The sequence below is a fragment of the Brevibacillus sp. FW306-2-1A-C05A genome, from assembly GCF_058781555.1.
On sequence record NZ_JBYSWV010000043.1, the window covers coordinates 1 to 15,958 of the forward strand.

The window sequence follows — 15,958 nt, forward strand, 5'->3', positions numbered from 1 at the left end:
TGATGGTCAGGACAACTTTCACGATAGAGGAACATCTACGTTTTTTCAATGTCTAGCACGGGTTATGGTGATGAATCTAAATATGGAGGTGTAAGCATGCGCAACCTGACCAAAGGCTTCCTTGTATGCAACGTACTGTTCGGACTTGTCGCCATTTTCTCGCTGCTTTCCCCAGATTTTGCCGCCTCGCTGCCAAGCATCATCCAATATGGCCCTGAATGGGGAACATAGGAGAACCAAAAAAGGGGCTATCCCAGCCGTGAAAACGGATGCGGGATAGCCCCCATTCTTTTTCGGGTGGGAACGAAGCCGTGTAAACTGTCAACGAACGGCAAGCTTTGCCCGCTTGGCGGCTTGCGGCTGGTGCGGGGTGTCAAATACGTCGAGCAACAGCCCCGTATTTTCCGCCCCTTCCGTTTCCCAGCTTGTCGCAAAGCGCACGCGGTGGGAGATGCCTAGCAGGTCGTACGTTTGCACGAGATGCTGCCGGGCCGAGCCGACGATCAGGCTGTGCAGGCGGACTTGTTTCTTTTGCCCGAGCGCGACCAGCTTTTCTTGCACGTATGGCGAGATTCCGCCCACGCCGTCGGTCACCATCACCAGATCGGCAGCTTGCCACGTTTTTTCCGTCTCGACCAGCTCCATCGCCCGCTTCATCGGCGCATCAAAATGCGTCCCGCCGCCAAACGCCATTTGCGCCAGGCCGTAAAACGCCCCCCAGTCCGGCTTCTTGTGATACAGAGGCTGCTCTCTTAGCTCTCCTTTTGCCCCGAACAAGATCAGCACGAAATCGCGCTTTTCGAGCATGGACAGCGCCGCAAACGTCATGATGAAAATTTGCGCCAGCCGCAGCTTTGCCCCGCGCATGGAGTGCGAAGTGTCGAGCATGCAAATGACCGGGCCTTTTGGCGGTTCCTCTACCCAGCCGGACGTATCGTACGTCATCAGCTTTTGCTCCAGCCATTTCAGCATGAAGTAATGTTCGTAGTCCGGATCGGCGAGCAGCACGGCCTCGCCCGGCAGCATGTGGGCAATATCGCCGGACTGCCGCAAATCGTAGTATTCCTCCGGCAAATGGCGGGAGCGAATCTCCTTGCGCCGCACGCGAAAGCGATGCACCTGGCGGCCGACTTCGTCCAAAAACGCCACCAGATCGGGATGGCGCTTCAATTTTTCCACCCACTTCACATACTGCTCAAAGCTTTGCCTGCGCAGCTTGCCCAGGTCGTGTCCCCAACTGCGGTTGGCAAAGCGCTGGCTCGCCGCAAACACCTCATCTACAAACAGCGTGTCTACATCCTCGGCGGACAACGTCCCCTTCAACGACTGCTCCAGCCACTGCCCCAGTTCTTTTTCCCAAGCGTCTATCGCTTCTTTTTCCTGTTTTTGCAGTCGGTCGAGCTGCTTTTCCCGCTGGGCCAGCTCTTCTTCGAGCTTTTTGACCTTTTGCATGAGCTTCGTCCGCTTCGTAAACTGCACGCTCATCTCTTCGCGAAGCTGCTCGATTTTCGCTTGCAGCCCGACGATTTCCGCGCGCACGAGCGGCTTCGTGTCGAGGGCTTCCTGCTTGTCCTCCACTACGCGCTTGCCTTGCTGCAGCGTATAGCCGATCAGCTCCAGCTTTGCTTTTTGCTTTTCCGTGAGCAAATCGGCGAGCTGCGCTTCTTTCGTTCCTTCTTGTCCTTGCTGTTCCCGCAAGCCCGCGAGAAGCGGGGAAAGGCTGCGATCTTTTTGCCTCTGCTTCACTTCCTCCGCGAACGTCTCCGTGAGCCACAACAGCGCCTTGATCGCCGTCTTGAAAGCCGCGCTCTCATTGCCGACCGTCCGGGGGTGAATCATCCGCGTAAAATATTGCTTCATGAGCGTGCGAATCATCCAGTGATGGAACGGAGTCGCTTCCTGGGTCATGTCGATCTCGGGCTTTTCCACATAAAAAACGAGAAAAAAGTCGGCGAGCAGCTCGTGATTGAACCACTCGGCCCGGGACTGCGCCTCCTGCACCCATTCCTGGGCCGTGCGCGAAGAAGCGAGATACGTTTCGAACAGATAGCGCTCGACCCCGCTGACACGAACTATCATCGTCACTCCCCCCTATAACGTAAAGTCGTAGTCTGCCCCCGCGATCTCTTTGTCAAATATGGTCCGGTACGTTTTTTGCAATTGCTGCAAAATCCGCTCGCCCTCGATCCGCAAGTACGCGTATTTGACCGTGTACTTCTCGACGTTGTGGATCAACCGATTTTTCTCCAGCACGTACGCGCCCAGGTCATGCTCGCGCTTTTCCCACTGCATCAGGCGGTTGCGCAAATCGCGCGCCGTCTCTTCCAGCTCCATGCGGCAAGCTTCCAGCAGTTGCCCGTTTCGCTCCAGCGCTTCTTTTCCCAGCTTGGCCCCGACTTCTTTTTTGAATTGGAAAGCGTGCAACTCTGATTCCTTTTCCTTCCATTTATCAGCGAGTTGCTGCAAGCGCTGGAGCGGCAGTTCGTTTTCCAGCTCTGCCTTGAGCATCTCCGTAAACTGGCGCTCGAACAACTCGCGCATGACGTTCAAGTCTTCCGGCACATCCCAGAGCATGTGCGGGGTAAAAACCGTGTCCCAGATCGTGACCTGCTCGCGGCCATGCAGGGCGGCAGACGTCCGCCATACGCCTGCGATTTTGCTCCAGCGGCGGTCGGACAGCACGTATTCCTTTTCCTCCATGTCCTGCTTGATCCGGTAGAGGAAGTAAATCAATGCCTCCGGGATCGTCACTTGCTTCGCCGCCGCCTGAATGTCCTTGATATCGTACAGGGAAAAGACGACCGGGAGCGGATTCGTCGGCAGCGAGAACATCCGCTCGTAGCTGGCCGCCTGTTGCAAGTAGTGGACTTCATAGCGGAACAGGAAGCGGTCGTATAAAGCGGTCAACTGCTCGTCGTCATCCGGAAGTTCGTTGGACGCCGCAATCAAAAACTGCAGCGGGACCTCTTCTTTTTCTCTGCCGTTAAAGTAAAGGCGTTCGTTCAAAATGGACAGCAGCGCATTCAAGATCGCGCTGTTCGCCTTGAAAATTTCGTCGAGGAAGGCAAATTGCGCCTGTGGCAAATAGCCCGCTGTTTTTCGCACGTAGTTGTCGAGCTTCAACTGTTGAAGCGACACGGGGCCGAAAAGCTCATCCGGCGTCGTAAACCGGGTCAGCAAATATTCAAACCAATGCTCGGCGCCAAACAGTTGCGCCACCGAGCGGGCGAGCTGCGATTTTGCCGTCCCCGGCGGGCCGATCAACAGCGCATTTTCTCCGCTCATCATCCCGAGCATCAAAAGCCGGATCAGTTCGCTCCGTTCCAAAAAGCGGCGCTCCAACAGCTCGATCGCCTGGTCCATTTTTCGTTGGATTGGTGTAGTCGTATTCATCGTCGTTTGGCGCCTGTCTCCCGTATAAACGAAGGGCGCCGTTCCCCCTCTCTTGCCTCGTACCCAAGTCATCAAGACCCCGATTTTTTGTCATGCCTCCTGCTCATTTAATAGTGGCATATTGTGGACAAAAATGCCAGTTTCGCCAGCCGCATGCACGTTCACCCATAGATTTGCTCGCGCATATGGTGTGGCAAAAGGAAAAAGCGGGAGGAGGTACAGTATGGGGATTGAACTTGCATGGTTGCACGGCGTGTATGTGTTGTTCGTAATTGGCATCATTCTCATGATGGTTATGCGCAGGGACACCAGTCTGATTAGCATTGTCGGGATTGCCCTGCTCGGACTGGTCGCGACCGGATCGGTGACGACGGCGATTGGCGGAATTTTTGGCAGCTTTATTTACGCGATCACCGAGCTGTTGCCGACGATTTTGGTCATCTGTATTATCGTGGCGATGAGTCATGTGCTTACAGATACTGGCGTCAACGAGACGATGATCCGGCCGATGACGCACCTGATTCACAACGCCACATTGGCCTATTGGGTGATCGGGATTGTGATGATGGTCATTTCCTGGTTTTTCTGGCCGTCGCCTGCGGTTGCACTGATCGGCGCGGTCATGCTGCCTGTCGCTTTGCGGGCGGGCTTGCCTGCCATGGGCGTCGCGATTGCGATGAACCTGTTCGGACACGGAATTGCGCTCTCCGGCGACTTTGTCATTCAGGGAGCGCCGACCTTGACAGCCAAAGCGGCGGGCCTGCCTGTAGAGGACGTCATTTCCGCCAGCGTTCCGCTCGTCGTCGTCATGGGGCTGGTCACGACCGTAATCGCCTTCTGGTACTTGAAAAAAGACATGAAGCTGGGCAATCTCCCGGGGTCCGGCAGCGACACGCCTGCGGGCGATTCCGTCTTTGCCGCAGCGCGCGTTCCTCTGCCTACGGGGACTCGCCGCTTTTTGGCTGCCCTCGTTCCCGTCCTGTTTGCGCTTGATGTCGTGGCGATGTTTGCTTTTGACTTGCGCGGAGGCGATGCGACGGCGCTCGTCGGCGGAACGGCTCTGTTGATTCTGATTGTCGCGACGATGCTCGCCCACAAGCAAAAAGGGCTGGAGCAAGTGACGAGCCATCTCATCTCCGGCTTTCAGTTCGGCTTCAAAGTGTTCGGACCCGTCATTCCGATCGCCGCCTTTTTTTACATGGGCGACAGCGGCTTTGTCAAAGTGTTCGGCGAGGTGCTGCCGGCTGGCTCGCAAGGGATCGTCAACGACTTGGGCGTGGCGCTGGCCCACACGATCCCGATCAGCAAAGAAGTAGCCGCCTTGACTGTCGCTGCTGTCGGCGTCATTACCGGGCTGGACGGCTCGGGCTTCTCCGGCATCACGCTGGCCGGTTCGCTCGCGCAGCTTTTCGCTACTGCTCTGGGCGCCGGAGCCGCTACTTTGACCGCCCTCGGGCAAATTGCCGCCATCTGGGTCGGCGGCGGAACGATTATTCCTTGGGCGCTGATTCCGGCAGCGGCGATCTGCGGCGTCGATCCGTTCGAGTTGGCGCGGCGCAACCTGTATCCCGTCGCCATCGGGCTATTGGTGACGACCATCGTTGCCATGTTCCTGTTGTAAATAACGACGAAAAAGGCGAAAAAGGCGCCTGGCCGTGGCACGCCGCCTTTTTCGTCTGTTGTTTTTGCCGACGGTTCATGCAGTTGTACTAGCATCACTCGAAAATGTTCGCGACGCTCCTCTCCAACGTCTTCGGGATTAGCCAGCCGCTCAGGGAGTTGTTCACGATTGCTGCCCCCTGCCTCTATCTCTTTGGCGTTCGTGTTTGCCTCGGCTGTTATTCGCAGCTTTTAAGGTTTCTCTCTCCCCTGTTCGGCTGCCGCGGTTTGGCATCGCTTGGCCGGGTTGCCCTTCCGCTCAAGAGTCTTGGCGGACAGCGCTGAAAGTGACGGCTTGATAAACATCCGAAACCTTGGCCCGCATGATCTCTGTCTTGTCGACTCGACAACTGCAAAAACGGAAAAGATCGGCGTAAAAATTTCCTGCCAAAAAGCTTGACTGCTCGTAGAGAACCGAATACAATCCTCCTATTTGAAGAAATTTGTCAATAGTCTGTAGATTCCGGTATGATGAGAGAAAGAAAGGAGGAGGCACACTATTTTTTCGGAATACCGACTTCTGATTGTAGATTTAGAACTAATTGCAAATGGATGGTGGTTGGTTTGAGCAAACATTCGCACATGCGCCCGTTCGCCAATTTAATCACATTGAACGAACTGGTTCATTTGGTGATGGCCCATGCATTTACGTTGCAGAAAAAATGGATGGCCAAAGATATTTATGACATGACCAGTTCGATGAATGTGTTCCCTATGAGCAGCAACCAGACCTACGTCTACCGGATTATGAAAAATCTCGCCCAGAAAGACATTCTCTTCATGGAATCAACCTGGTCTACTACAGAGCGGCCGACCCTGCACTATACGGTTATGGAGAAAGGTCTCATCCATTTTTACACCGGCGAGCGAGCAGTCATCAAGGCCGTACCCGCCAAAGTCAAGCAGCTTCGCCATTTTTTGCACGATCTGGACCAAAAGCTTCCCGCCTCGCCATGCCCTCCCTCCCCTTTGCCTGAAAATGAGCAGGAGAAAAAAATCATTGGTGTCGCGGATTATTACGACTGGCTGCTACTGCGTGGCGCGCTGGATGGAAAGTCCCCACACTCTTGTAAAGACCTTGGCGACAATTTCGGGAAACCGGTAAACCTGTCCTACCTTTATCAATTGCATGAGGATTTAGAGCAGACGGGACATATCAGCGATGACTGGATTACATGCAAAGGCAGGGAAAAGTTGGCTGCACTGGAATGCGAACTGAAGACGGAGGTTCAGGAGGCGTTGAAGAGGGTGGAGAAGCTTGAAAAAACAGAATCAAGTGTGAAATCATGGGTCAAGGCTTGGCGTCAGCAACAAGCGGTAGAATAAACCAGTACTGTCTTCGCCTTGAAAAAACCTTGCTGTCACGCTTCGTCGTCCTGGACTTGGTAAAGCCGATGACCCCCGCCTTGGCCGCCGCGTAGTAGCTCAGCTTGACGCCGCCCTTTTGGCCAATTTGCGAAGCGATATTGATGATCCGCCCGCTCTTTTACTCGATCATGTGCGGCACCACATGCCTCGTCAGCAGGAACACGGACCGCAGATCGACATCGATCATCCGGTCCCATGTTTCCACCGTCATTTCGTGAATCAGGCTTTGGGTAAGAATGCCCGCGTTGTTCACCAAAATATCAATACGTCCGAACTTTGCGAGCGTCTCGTCGACCAGACGCTGCACAAAGCGCACGTCGGTAACGTCGCCTTCCGCTGCCATCACCTGCCCGCTGCAGCCCGCCAGTTGGGCAACCACCTCGTCCGATTTCCGCCTGAGTCTGGTTGTAGCAGTTGATCGCCACGTGGGCGCCTTCGCGGGCGAATGCCAACGCGATCGCTTTGCCGATTCCCTGGCCGGCCCCGGTAATAAGGGCAACTTTGTCCTTCAACCACTTTTTTCTTCTGTTTTGGCCCAAGCCTCATACACTTGTACTAGCATCCCATTTGGAAAGGAACAGACCGTATGAAACTGTGGGGAAAAAGTATCCAGGTCGCGGCAACCTACATAGGAACAGTGGTCGGGGCCGGGTTCGCGAGCGGCCAGGAAATTCTCGCGTTTTTCACCTCATATGGCCATGCAGGCACGGTCGGCATCCTGCTGGCCACGTCGCTGTTCGTCTGGCTGGGCTACAAGATGATGCTGCTGGCCCATCAACTGCGCACGCCCTCTTACGAATCGTTCAATCAAAAGCTGTTCGGGCCGATGCTTGGCCGCACCATGAATGTGCTTGTCTTTTTAACCTTGTTCGGTGTCACGACCGTCATGCTCGCCGGAGCGGGATCCGTGCTGGAGGAGCAATTCGACATCCCGTATTTGCTCGGAACGGCCGCCACGGTTTTGCTCGCGCTGCTCATCCTGCGAAGAGGGCTGGAGCAGCTCTTGCTGGTCAATGCGCTCGTCGTCCCGTCCATGCTGCTGTTTGCCCTGCTCATTTTGCTTGACGGCAGCGCCGAATCGCCTTTGCCGCTTGCCAAGCCTTCCGACTACGCCTTTTTGTGGAAAACGATTTTGTACGTCTCCTTCAATCTGGCGATGGCCCAGTCTGTCCTGATCCCGATCGGCTACGCCATCCGCGAAAAAGTCGTCCTGTTCCGCGCGGCGGTCATCGGAGGCGTCGTCCTCGGCTTTATGCTGCTCGTCGTGCATACGACGATGCTGGCGAATTGGGACGACGTGCGCTTCATGGACATCCCGATCCTGTTCATTACGGATCGCTGGAATGAATGGCTGCAACTGTTTTTCGTGTTCGTCCTCTACTCCGAGATTTTCACCACGCTCATCTCCAACGTGTTCGGGATCGGCCAGCAACTGCGCGAGCTGCTCCAGCAGCCGGAATCCCGGCTCTACCTGTATCTTTTTGCGGCTGCCTTCATCCTTTGCCTGATTGGCTACAGCCAGTTGCTGATGTTTTTGTATCCGCTGTTCGGGTATTTGGGGCTGTCTACGCTGTGCCGGATATCTGTGCCGGCGGTTTTGCTGCCGCGAGGGAGGAGGTGACCTGGACTTGGCCGCGGGATCCGCCCCACAGAAACAAAGCTGCGGCACGGCGCTAGAAGTCCTCTACGCCTCTTGCAGACTCGACTTTTTCCCGACGATGCTGCGATTGTCCAGCACGAGCCAGAAGTTGTCTTCCTCGTAGCCCTTGACGATTCCCTGCACCGTACACAAGCACGCCCTCCCCCTACGACCGGACATACGCATGCCAAATCTCTTCTTCCTCATCCGTCATGTCGCCTGTCATGGAAGAAAAATCAATTTTTCGCGCAAAACGGTCTTTCAACCGGGCAAACTGCTGGTAGGAGGCCGTTATTTTTGCGAGCGAAGGTGATTTTCCAAGCGCTTCCAGGTTCCCCAGCTCGGGGCAATCGTTCAGTTCCAGCGTAAGCAGACTGCCCAGTTCGGCCAACGCTGAAATATCGCCAATCGCCGTCTTGTTCATCTTCACGCTTCGCAGCTTGCGGTTGTTTGGCAAAAACGCCAGATCGGGCAAGCGGACGTCCTCCAGGCGCAACATCTGCAAATTCACAAGCTGTGCCAGCGCAGCCAAGTCGCTCTCGCACGCGTCGCCAAGACCGACAATCGCAAGCTCTGACAACGAATGCAGCTCGCCCAGCTCGCGAAGCTGCTCTGCATCGGGACGGCTGAGCGCCAGGCTTTTCAGGCTCTTTGCCTGCTTGAGCGGGGCGAGGCTGCGAACGGGAGTGTGCGTCATATCCAGCTCCGCCAGTCTCGGCAGGCTGGCGAGAGGCGCCAAATCCGTGACGGCGGTTGCAGACACGTTCACCATTTGCAAATAAGCCAGACCTTGCAAGGGACGCAGATCGCTGAGCTGATTTTTCGGCACATACAGCCGTTTCAACTGCTGGCAGCCGCGGAGCGCTTCGATGGAGCGAATCTCGTTTGCGGTCAGCACCAGCTCGCGCACCTCGCGGCAATGCTGAAGCGGCGTCACATCGGTAATGCCTTCGCCAATAAACCGCAACTGCTTGGCATGCAAAAATACGTCAGCAGAGCCGCAGCCCCGCTCGATCCGCTCCTGCCAGCCCGCATCCAGACTACGGAGCCACGCTTGCGGATCGTGGACACCCGTATCGACGCGCATCGGCTGATAAACAGGCAGCTTTAGCTTGCGGATCGCGTCGAGAAAATGGATGGTGCCGCTCCGGCCATAGCTCCAGAAAAGCTGGTCGTCTTCCTGTTGGACGCTGTAGTTTTTCTCCTTCGCCGTGTCGCGGATGAAACGCCTCTGCCATCCCGGGAATATCTGCCCGCAGCAGTTCGATGATTTCCTGCATGAGTCGTTTCAGCATACAATCCGCTCCCGTCCCAATTGAATCAGCGTCCCCGGAAAAATACCGCCCGGGACGCTGGAATATTTTCTCTTTTCAACCAATCTATCTTAGCACAGGGAGCGGGAAAAAGAAAAAACCTCTGCTTGGGACAATCCCCAGCAAAGGTCTTCCGGCATCTTCCTGGCCGACTGGTGAATTACGTACCGCAATACGTCCGATACGGGCCGCACGAGTCTGGCGGCAGCGTGGCGTACTCGGCCTGCTCCGGCGAATGCGCGTAAGGATCGGCAAGCGCGGCAACCAACCGTTCCAGCACGCTGTAGTCGCCCTCCTGCACGGCTGCCTCCAGGGCCGCTTCGACGCGATGGTTGCGCGGGATCAGAGCCGGGTTGCTCGCTTTCATCCGTTGCCGGACAGCATCGTCGGAGGGAGCATGGCGCTTTTGTCTTGCTTGCCACTTTTCCTGCCAGGCGGCGAACTCCGGCGCGGCAAACAACGCTTCGTCCCTTTGCTGATCGAACGTCAGGGCGAGGAACGTGTTCGTATAGTCCGCCCGATGCTTTTGCAGCAAGTTGAGCAGTTCTTCCATCAGCGTCACGTCGTCCGCTTCCTCGCCGAACAGCCCGAGCTTGGCCCGCATGCCAGCGAGCCAATTCCGGTAGTACAGCTCGCCAAAGCGGGAGAGCGCATCCTGTGCCACCTGAACCGCCTTGGCCTGGTTTTCATCCACGAGCGGCAGCAGGGCTTCGGCAAAGCGCGCCAGGTTCCAGACGGCGATTTGCGGCTGGTTGCCGTAGGCGTAACGTCCCTGGTAGTCAATGGAGGAAAAGACGGTAGCCGGATCGTACGCGTCCATGAAGGCGCACGGGCCGTAGTCAATCGTTTCGCCGCAAATGGACATGTTGTCGGTGTTCATGACGCCGTGGACGAACCCGACGAGCTGCCATTTGGCGATCAGCTCTGCCTGTCGGCGAATCACTTCCTCCAGCAACGCCAGATAGCGGTTGTCCTGCTCAGCAGCTTGCGGAAAATGTCTCTGTAACGTATAGTCGGCGAGCGCCCGCAGTTCCTCGTCGCTCCCCCATTGGGCCGCGTATTGGAAGGTGCCCACGCGCAAATGGCTGGAGGCGACACGCATAAGTACCGCGCCGGGCAGATCGTCTTCGCGGATGACGGTTTCTCCGGTCGTCACCACCGCCAGGCTGCGGGTCGTCGGGATGCCCAGCCCGTGCATGGCTTCGCTGATGATGTATTCGCGCAGCATCGGCCCGAGTGCCGCCCGTCCATCGCCCCGCCGGGAGTACGGCGTGCGGCCCGAGCCTTTCCATTGCAGGTCAAACCGCTCGCCTTGCGGGGTAATGTGTTCGCCCATCAAGAGCGCGCGCCCGTCCCCGAGCATGGTAAACTGTCCGAACTGGTGCCCGGCGTAGGCTTGGGCAATCGGCTTGGCGCCCGGAGGTATCCGGTTGCCTGCAAACACCTCCGCTCCCGCTTCTCCATCTAATGCATCGGCTTGCAAGCCAAGGGCAGCAGCCAGCGGACGGTTGAAAATGACGAGCTTGGGTGAGCGTACAGGGGTAGGGTTCAGTCTCGTGAAAAAAGTTTCCGGCAGAGTCGCATAGCTGTTGTCAAAATGCCAGCCTGCCTCTGGAATGGCTTGGGTCATCGTTTCCCATTGCTCCTTTTTTGGTCGGATTTGTCGCCTTCTGTTCATTTTACCAAAAGAGCACCCAAAAGCATGCACGGGATTTTGTCTGGACGGTCTGTTACTGACGCTGCGCTGCATTTTGAAAAAAGGATGCTGTGCCCCTGCCTGGTGCGGTATCGCGAAGCTTTTGCCGAGCGAGCGGGTTGCGGGCAAGTCTGTTTCCGCCTACATCGACGGTCTGCGCATGGACGAAGCCAAGCGCAAGCTGCTGGCTGGAGAGCGCGTGCAAGCGATTGCCGAAGCGGTCGGCTTTCACGTTTCCGCGAACTGTCCCAGGTTGTTGAAGCCTACCATGCTGGCCGCATAGGTCACGCTGCTGCCGTCTTGCTCCAGCAAGCAGCGGGCCAGCTCCAGCCGCTGGTCGATCACATAGGCGTGTACCGGCAGGCCGAACAGCTCTTTGAAGCCTTTTTTCAGCTTGTACTCGTTGAGGCAAATGAGCCGCGACAGCTCAACCAGGCTCGGCGGGGCAATCAGGTTCGCGTCCACGATTTGCTTGGCTTGCCGCAAGCTGGCGATGTCTGTTTTCGAGAGAGCTACATCGCGGGGCAACGAACCTTTTTCCAGCAAAACTTCATCCATATACACGGCCAAAAGATCCAGTATTTTCCCTTCCATATACATACGGCGGATTTCCGCGCGGTACGGGCAGCGCATGATTTCGTGGAGGATACGCTTGACGAGCGGCGTCATTTTCCGGCTGTCGTACAGCTTGTCGCGCGCTGCCATTCGGCTCTACTGCGCTTCCAGGCGGGGAATCGGCCACGCCTGCACGAGCTTGGGGCACGTCCAGCTTGACAGTCAAACAACGAAAGTGGCGCTCCGCTGCGAAATGACACGTACTGCTCGTCTCTGCTCTCCCGAATGCGATCACCTCACCGGGTGCGATGCCATGGTCCAGATGGGTGTCGTTCGAGCTCCAAAGCAAATTTTCATCCAGTCGTCCCGCTCCGTGCTCTTCATGCCAAACTCTTATCGGAAAACAATGTCGCAGATCATCACGTCCACCATGGCATTCAGGCTCGTCCGCTGCCAGTAGCCTGTGCCGACCTGCTCCGGGAGAACGACGGTTTGCTGGAACGATTCGTTCCGATAGAGAGCATTCAGGTTGCGAGCGCACAATGCTTGTCTACTACATTCTCGACCGCATACCAGTGTGCTGCTTGGTTCATACGCTTGTTTTCACCTCTGCGCTGGTTGTCTTGTCTGTTCAGAAAAAAAACTGCTCGTCTTGCTGCAAAACGACCCTGCTCTTGCCTGGAACGCTTGAGAGCGCGTGGGGGCGCATAGGAACGCTTGGCAACGCCAAAAACCCCGCCGCTTGGACGGGATTATCGTCTGTTTTATTTCACCCGCCAGCCCTCCGCTTCCTGCTGCAAGCTCCACAAATTGGCATACAGTCCGGCTCTGGCGACAAGCTCGCTGTGGGTTCCTTCTTCTGCGAGGCGGCCTTGGTCCAGCACGATGATTTTATCCGCGTTTTGGCTCGTCTTCAGGCGATGCGCGACAGGATGACCGTTTTGCTTTTGACCAGCTCGTTGATCGCCTGCTGCGACGTGCTCGGCCAGCCGCACCCGGAGCTGGTACAAAATCTGGAACGCCGCGACGTGCGAGCACATCAGCCCGACGTACAGCGCGAGCAGTGCCCCGACCAGAGCGAGAAAAGCGACAACGCCCCAATACACGACCAGCTCCCGGTCGATGCCGGCAGGACTTTGCGCGTTTCTGAGCAGCTCCTCGACAATTTTGTACACCGCCACAAAAGGGGGCGATTTGCAGCAGGCTGGAGAGGATGGAAAAGATGCTGGCAGCGATCAACAGCCCTTTTTTCTCTCCGGCGATTTTCAACAGACCAGACATCTCCGACTCCGTACTCACAAAAGCAGCACTCCTTTCTCTTAAAGGACAGATTGGTAGGAACGATAATCATTATCACCAACATCTGAAAAACAGGACCCGCTCCCCAACTCGTTCGTGAGAAAACGGGTCCTTGCGACTTGCTTCGATTGCCTACTCCGAATGCTTTGTCGCCAGCACAGTTGTTGCAGGGGCGCTTTTGGCTTTGGTTACAAGCATCGTAATCGCCATCACCAGCACGACTACAGAGACGACGCCAAAAGGCAGATGCTTTTCCAACTGGTACAAGCTTGTGCTCAAAATCGGGGCAATGACAGCGGAAACTCCTTGCACGGCTCCCACCAGTCCGGCTACTCCCCCCTGCTGCTCACGCGAGACAGCAAGGGACGCGCCAGCCATGAAGCCGGGCATCATCAGCCCGGTGCCTACGCCAAACAGGAAGAAGGCTATGTAAAAACCGACGGCATGGATCACAAACAAAAACAGCGACGTTCCGGCAATCACCAGCAAGGAGCCGACCAAAATCAGCGAGCGCGGCTGCCATTTCGGATTTTTCATCTGCACTCCTTGGGTGAAGATCATCGCGATCCCGCTCAGCATCATCCCGAACGACAGCATCCGGGCCGTTTCCGTTGTCGTCAGTGACAACTGATCCTGGAAGTAAAACCCGCCGACGACCTGCAACGTGACGATGCTCATCATCGTAGCCAGTCCAGCGAACAAATACAGCCGCAAGCCTTTTTGGAACGGGTTCAGCTTGGGGGCTTTTTCCGTGACGATTGGCTTGTGCGGCGGAATCAACAGCAGCACGACGGCAAACGCGATGAGCGGCAGCAGCGCGCCGATGTACAGCGGCCAGATCAAGCCGATGAGCGCAAACACCCCGGCGATCGCAGGCCCCATCACCAGCCCCATGCCATTCGCGGCCCCGATCAGCGCCATCCCCGACGCCCGGCCTTTTTCATCGGTCACATCCGCCATGTACGCTTGCGCCGACGATGGAACGGCAGGAATAAACATCCCGACCATCCCGCGCGCCACGATGAGCAGCGTCACCAGCAGGCTGCCGCCGATGAGGTTCGCCAGCCCCGCATACATCGTGAGCGTAAACAACACGTAGCTGACGAACATCCCCAAAAAGCCAATCAAAATAACCGGCTTTCTCCCTTTTGTATCGCTCCATCTCCCCCACACTGGCGCCATGACAGCCATCGCGACAGAGCCCAGAGAAATGATTAACCCTGAATGCGTCTCACTCAGTCCTAATTCGCGAATCAATGGCGGCATGACGGGAGCGATAATCATCAAGCCGACCATTGCGACGAAAACGCTGAAAAAAATACTGACACGTACTCGTCCCATATTCTCTCTACTCCTTTCGTAACGTGCTGTCATCATCTTATGGAAAAATCGCCGGGCGCCACCACCTAAAGACGGAGCGAAACTACTGCAAAACGGATTTTTCTGTCGCAAATGCCATTCCACGGACTGGGGCGAGAACGGCGATTCATCTGGACCGCCGGACGGTACGCAACTTCCCGGCGCGTGCTATCGCGCTGTTTCGCTGCTGAAACGGCGGTCGTTCGCCCTGACTGTCCTGCCCGGAAATCAGGCAGTACGCTTTTCGCTGCACACCAGCCGTTACTGGCGCTGCAAAATCTGGTTGCCCAGCTTGTCCAAAAGCTGCATCCGCCCGATCGCGGTGAAGGAATAGTTGTAGTTATCGACCTGGCTGATCTTGTAGACATGGCCGTTTTGCACCGCTTTGAGCCCTTTCCAGACGTTGCTGTCGCTCATTTTGTGCTCGCTGCTTTCCATCAGCAGCAAGTGATCCGGGTTCAAGGAAGACAGCGCTTCCAGGCTGAGTTCCATTCCGCCCCAATGCTCGGGCTTGCTCGAACAGCGCATGCACGAGCGAATCGCCAAACAGGTCGCCCATATCGCCAAGCAGCTCCACAGCCAAGCCTTCGTACTCCGTCGGAAACAAGCGCTCGGCCCGTGGCGTCAGTTGGTACACGAACACGGGCCTGCCAACCTGCCGGCGCATGATCTGGGCGTCGAGATAGCGCTCCCGGTGCAGCACATCCAAATGCTTGCGCACCGCGACTTTCGTAATCCGCAAATGCTCCGCCAGCTCCTGGACGCTGACCGTCCCGTGCTTTTTCATGTACAACAATAGCTTTTGCCGGGTGGTCGGTTCGCGAAAAGCCGCTGCTCCCATCCCCACGGTTTACCTCATGGCCTCGTTGTAGCGCCGGTTGACCTCTCCCAATCGATGACGTTCCACCAGGAGGACACGAAATCCGGCCGCTTGTTTTGGTACTGCAAATAGTAGGCGTGCTCCCAGACGTCCACGACCAAAATCGGCGTTTTCTTTTCCATGAACGGCGTATCCTGATTCGGCGTGCTCGTCACTTCCAGCTTGTCCCCGTCGACGACCAGCCAGCCCCAGCCGGAGCCGAAGCGGCTGATGGCGGCTTTCGTCAGCTCCTCCTTCATTTGCGCAAAGCTGCCAAAGTGCTTGTCGATACCCTTGGCGATGTCCCCGCGCGGCTTTCCGCCGCCCGTTGGACTCATGATCGACCAGTACAGGCTGTGACTGTAGTGGCCGCCGCCGTGATTGCGGACCGCTGTGCGAATTTCTTCCGGCAAATCGTTCAAGTGACAGATAAGCTCCTCCACCGTAGCGTTCTGGAACTGGGGGTAGTTTTCCAGAGCCTTGTTCAGATTGGCGACATAGGTAGCATGGTGTTTCCCGTGATGAATTTCCATCGTTTTCGCATCCAGATACGGCTCCAGTTCATCGTAGGCATACGGCAATTGTGGCAATGTAAAAGCTCCCATTGGAAAATTCCTCCTGTTCAGTGGATTACAAGGACAGTGTACAAGAAGAAAAATATTTTGTACATACCCAAAAATGTTTCCTTTGGTAAACTTAATTGCAAAATCGTTTATTGTGTTGTAGAATAAACTCAATCTTTCCTGAACGAAACAATTTTTCTGCAGGGAAAATTCTGTTCTCTTGCCCCTTTTGACGAGGGGTCGTTTGCATACTCC

Annotated in this window: 15 protein-coding genes and 2 pseudogenes; 5 read left to right on the top strand and 12 right to left on the bottom strand. The window is 56.2% G+C overall.

Features of this window, described 5'->3' with window-relative positions; translation table 11 throughout:
* Positions 1-96: 96 nt before the first annotated feature.
* On the top strand, positions 97-231 hold the full coding sequence (locus AC3WJN_RS20460) for a hypothetical protein (RefSeq protein ID WP_007780858.1): 135 nt from the start codon (positions 97-99) through the stop codon (positions 229-231).
* A gap of 90 nt (positions 232-321) precedes the next feature.
* On the opposite strand, the gene AC3WJN_RS20465 is transcribed toward AC3WJN_RS20460, so the two are convergent.
* Together AC3WJN_RS20465 and AC3WJN_RS20470 are read right to left on the bottom strand one after the other, a co-directional pair.
* The gene (locus AC3WJN_RS20465; protein ID WP_492329321.1) at positions 322-2,079 is read right to left on the bottom strand and encodes a VWA domain-containing protein; all 1,758 of its coding nucleotides are present in this window, start codon (positions 2,077-2,079) and stop codon (positions 322-324) included.
* Between the two features lie 12 nt (positions 2,080-2,091).
* Positions 2,092-3,393, bottom strand: a complete 1,302-nt coding sequence (locus AC3WJN_RS20470) for an AAA family ATPase (protein ID WP_005831946.1) — start codon at positions 3,391-3,393, stop codon at positions 2,092-2,094.
* Between the two features lie 223 nt (positions 3,394-3,616).
* Between AC3WJN_RS20470 and AC3WJN_RS20475 the strand changes: the two genes are divergently transcribed.
* Positions 3,617-5,014 (top strand): hypothetical protein, encoded by a 1,398-nt coding sequence (locus tag AC3WJN_RS20475; protein ID WP_005831944.1) that lies wholly within the window; start codon positions 3,617-3,619, stop codon positions 5,012-5,014.
* A gap of 593 nt (positions 5,015-5,607) precedes the next feature.
* On the top strand, positions 5,608-6,378 hold the full coding sequence (locus tag AC3WJN_RS20480; RefSeq protein WP_327922980.1) for a hypothetical protein: 771 nt from the start codon (positions 5,608-5,610) through the stop codon (positions 6,376-6,378).
* On the opposite strand, the pseudogene AC3WJN_RS20485 reads toward AC3WJN_RS20480, so the two are convergent.
* Positions 6,344-6,811: pseudogene (locus AC3WJN_RS20485) on the bottom strand (SDR family NAD(P)-dependent oxidoreductase); the annotation flags it as partial. The gene AC3WJN_RS20480 and the pseudogene AC3WJN_RS20485 sit on opposite strands and share 35 nt — an antisense overlap.
* A gap of 55 nt (positions 6,812-6,866) precedes the next feature.
* A pseudogene (locus tag AC3WJN_RS20490) lies at positions 6,867-6,959 on the bottom strand (hypothetical protein); the annotation flags it as partial.
* 47 nt (positions 6,960-7,006) lie between these two features.
* On the opposite strand from AC3WJN_RS20490, the gene AC3WJN_RS20495 reads away from it, so the two are divergent.
* A complete protein-coding gene (locus AC3WJN_RS20495) occupies positions 7,007-8,041 on the top strand; it encodes a YkvI family membrane protein (RefSeq protein ID WP_007780875.1) in 1,035 nt (344 codons plus the stop codon).
* A 184-nt stretch (positions 8,042-8,225) separates the two neighbouring features.
* On the opposite strand, the gene AC3WJN_RS20500 is transcribed toward AC3WJN_RS20495, so the two are convergent.
* Positions 8,226-9,146, bottom strand: a complete 921-nt coding sequence (locus AC3WJN_RS20500; RefSeq protein WP_007780882.1) for a leucine-rich repeat domain-containing protein — start codon at positions 9,144-9,146, stop codon at positions 8,226-8,228.
* A gap of 386 nt (positions 9,147-9,532) precedes the next feature.
* On the bottom strand, positions 9,533-11,002 hold the full coding sequence (locus tag AC3WJN_RS20505) for a protein adenylyltransferase SelO (protein ID WP_327953817.1): 1,470 nt from the start codon (positions 11,000-11,002) through the stop codon (positions 9,533-9,535).
* Between the two features lie 121 nt (positions 11,003-11,123).
* Between AC3WJN_RS20505 and AC3WJN_RS20510 the strand changes: the two genes are divergently transcribed.
* Positions 11,124-11,351, top strand: a complete 228-nt coding sequence (locus tag AC3WJN_RS20510; RefSeq protein WP_157179565.1) for a helix-turn-helix domain-containing protein — start codon at positions 11,124-11,126, stop codon at positions 11,349-11,351.
* Here the strand turns inward: AC3WJN_RS20510 and AC3WJN_RS20515 are convergent.
* The 6 genes from AC3WJN_RS20515 to AC3WJN_RS20540 all read right to left on the bottom strand — a co-directional run bounded on the left by AC3WJN_RS20515 (position 11,297) and on the right by AC3WJN_RS20540 (position 15,745).
* Positions 11,297-11,773: a helix-turn-helix transcriptional regulator gene (locus AC3WJN_RS20515; protein WP_007787589.1), complete on the bottom strand. Its 477-nt coding sequence runs from the start codon at positions 11,771-11,773 to the stop codon at positions 11,297-11,299. The genes AC3WJN_RS20510 and AC3WJN_RS20515 overlap by 55 nt on opposite strands.
* Before the next feature lie 243 nt (positions 11,774-12,016).
* Positions 12,017-12,166, bottom strand: coding sequence for a hypothetical protein (locus AC3WJN_RS20520; RefSeq protein WP_157179564.1), 150 nt, complete (start codon positions 12,164-12,166; stop codon positions 12,017-12,019).
* A 221-nt stretch (positions 12,167-12,387) separates the two neighbouring features.
* Positions 12,388-12,804, bottom strand: coding sequence for a hypothetical protein (locus AC3WJN_RS20525; protein WP_007787588.1), 417 nt, complete (start codon positions 12,802-12,804; stop codon positions 12,388-12,390).
* A 250-nt stretch (positions 12,805-13,054) separates the two neighbouring features.
* Positions 13,055-14,263, bottom strand: coding sequence for an MFS transporter (locus tag AC3WJN_RS20530; protein ID WP_007787586.1), 1,209 nt, complete (start codon positions 14,261-14,263; stop codon positions 13,055-13,057).
* 358 nt (positions 14,264-14,621) lie between these two features.
* Positions 14,622-15,122, bottom strand: a complete 501-nt coding sequence (locus AC3WJN_RS20535) for a helix-turn-helix transcriptional regulator (RefSeq protein ID WP_081494747.1) — start codon at positions 15,120-15,122, stop codon at positions 14,622-14,624.
* Positions 15,123-15,136: 14 nt separating this feature from the next.
* A complete protein-coding gene (locus tag AC3WJN_RS20540) occupies positions 15,137-15,745 on the bottom strand; it encodes a superoxide dismutase (RefSeq protein ID WP_007787582.1) in 609 nt (202 codons plus the stop codon).
* Positions 15,746-15,958 lie beyond the last annotated feature (213 nt).

Excerpts from the sequence above, each read along its gene's own strand:
- AC3WJN_RS20475 (WP_005831944.1), top strand. The coding sequence starts at position 3,617 with ATGGGGATTGAACTTGCATGGTTGCACGGCGTGTATGTGTTGTTCGTA.
- AC3WJN_RS20530 (WP_007787586.1), bottom strand. The coding sequence starts at position 14,263 with ATGGGACGAGTACGTGTCAGTATTTTTTTCAGCGTTTTCGTCGCAATG.
- AC3WJN_RS20540 (WP_007787582.1), bottom strand. The coding sequence starts at position 15,745 with ATGGGAGCTTTTACATTGCCACAATTGCCGTATGCCTACGATGAACTG.
- AC3WJN_RS20515 (WP_007787589.1), bottom strand. The coding sequence starts at position 11,773 with ATGGCAGCGCGCGACAAGCTGTACGACAGCCGGAAAATGACGCCGCTC.
- AC3WJN_RS20535 (WP_081494747.1), bottom strand. The coding sequence starts at position 15,122 with ATGGGAGCAGCGGCTTTTCGCGAACCGACCACCCGGCAAAAGCTATTG.
- AC3WJN_RS20505 (WP_327953817.1), bottom strand. The coding sequence starts at position 11,002 with ATGACCCAAGCCATTCCAGAGGCAGGCTGGCATTTTGACAACAGCTAT.
- AC3WJN_RS20495 (WP_007780875.1), top strand. The coding sequence starts at position 7,007 with ATGAAACTGTGGGGAAAAAGTATCCAGGTCGCGGCAACCTACATAGGA.
- AC3WJN_RS20465 (WP_492329321.1), bottom strand. The coding sequence starts at position 2,079 with ATGATAGTTCGTGTCAGCGGGGTCGAGCGCTATCTGTTCGAAACGTAT.
- AC3WJN_RS20500 (WP_007780882.1), bottom strand. The coding sequence starts at position 9,146 with ATGCGCGTCGATACGGGTGTCCACGATCCGCAAGCGTGGCTCCGTAGT.
- AC3WJN_RS20470 (WP_005831946.1), bottom strand. The coding sequence starts at position 3,393 with ATGAATACGACTACACCAATCCAACGAAAAATGGACCAGGCGATCGAG.
- AC3WJN_RS20460 (WP_007780858.1), top strand. The coding sequence starts at position 97 with ATGCGCAACCTGACCAAAGGCTTCCTTGTATGCAACGTACTGTTCGGA.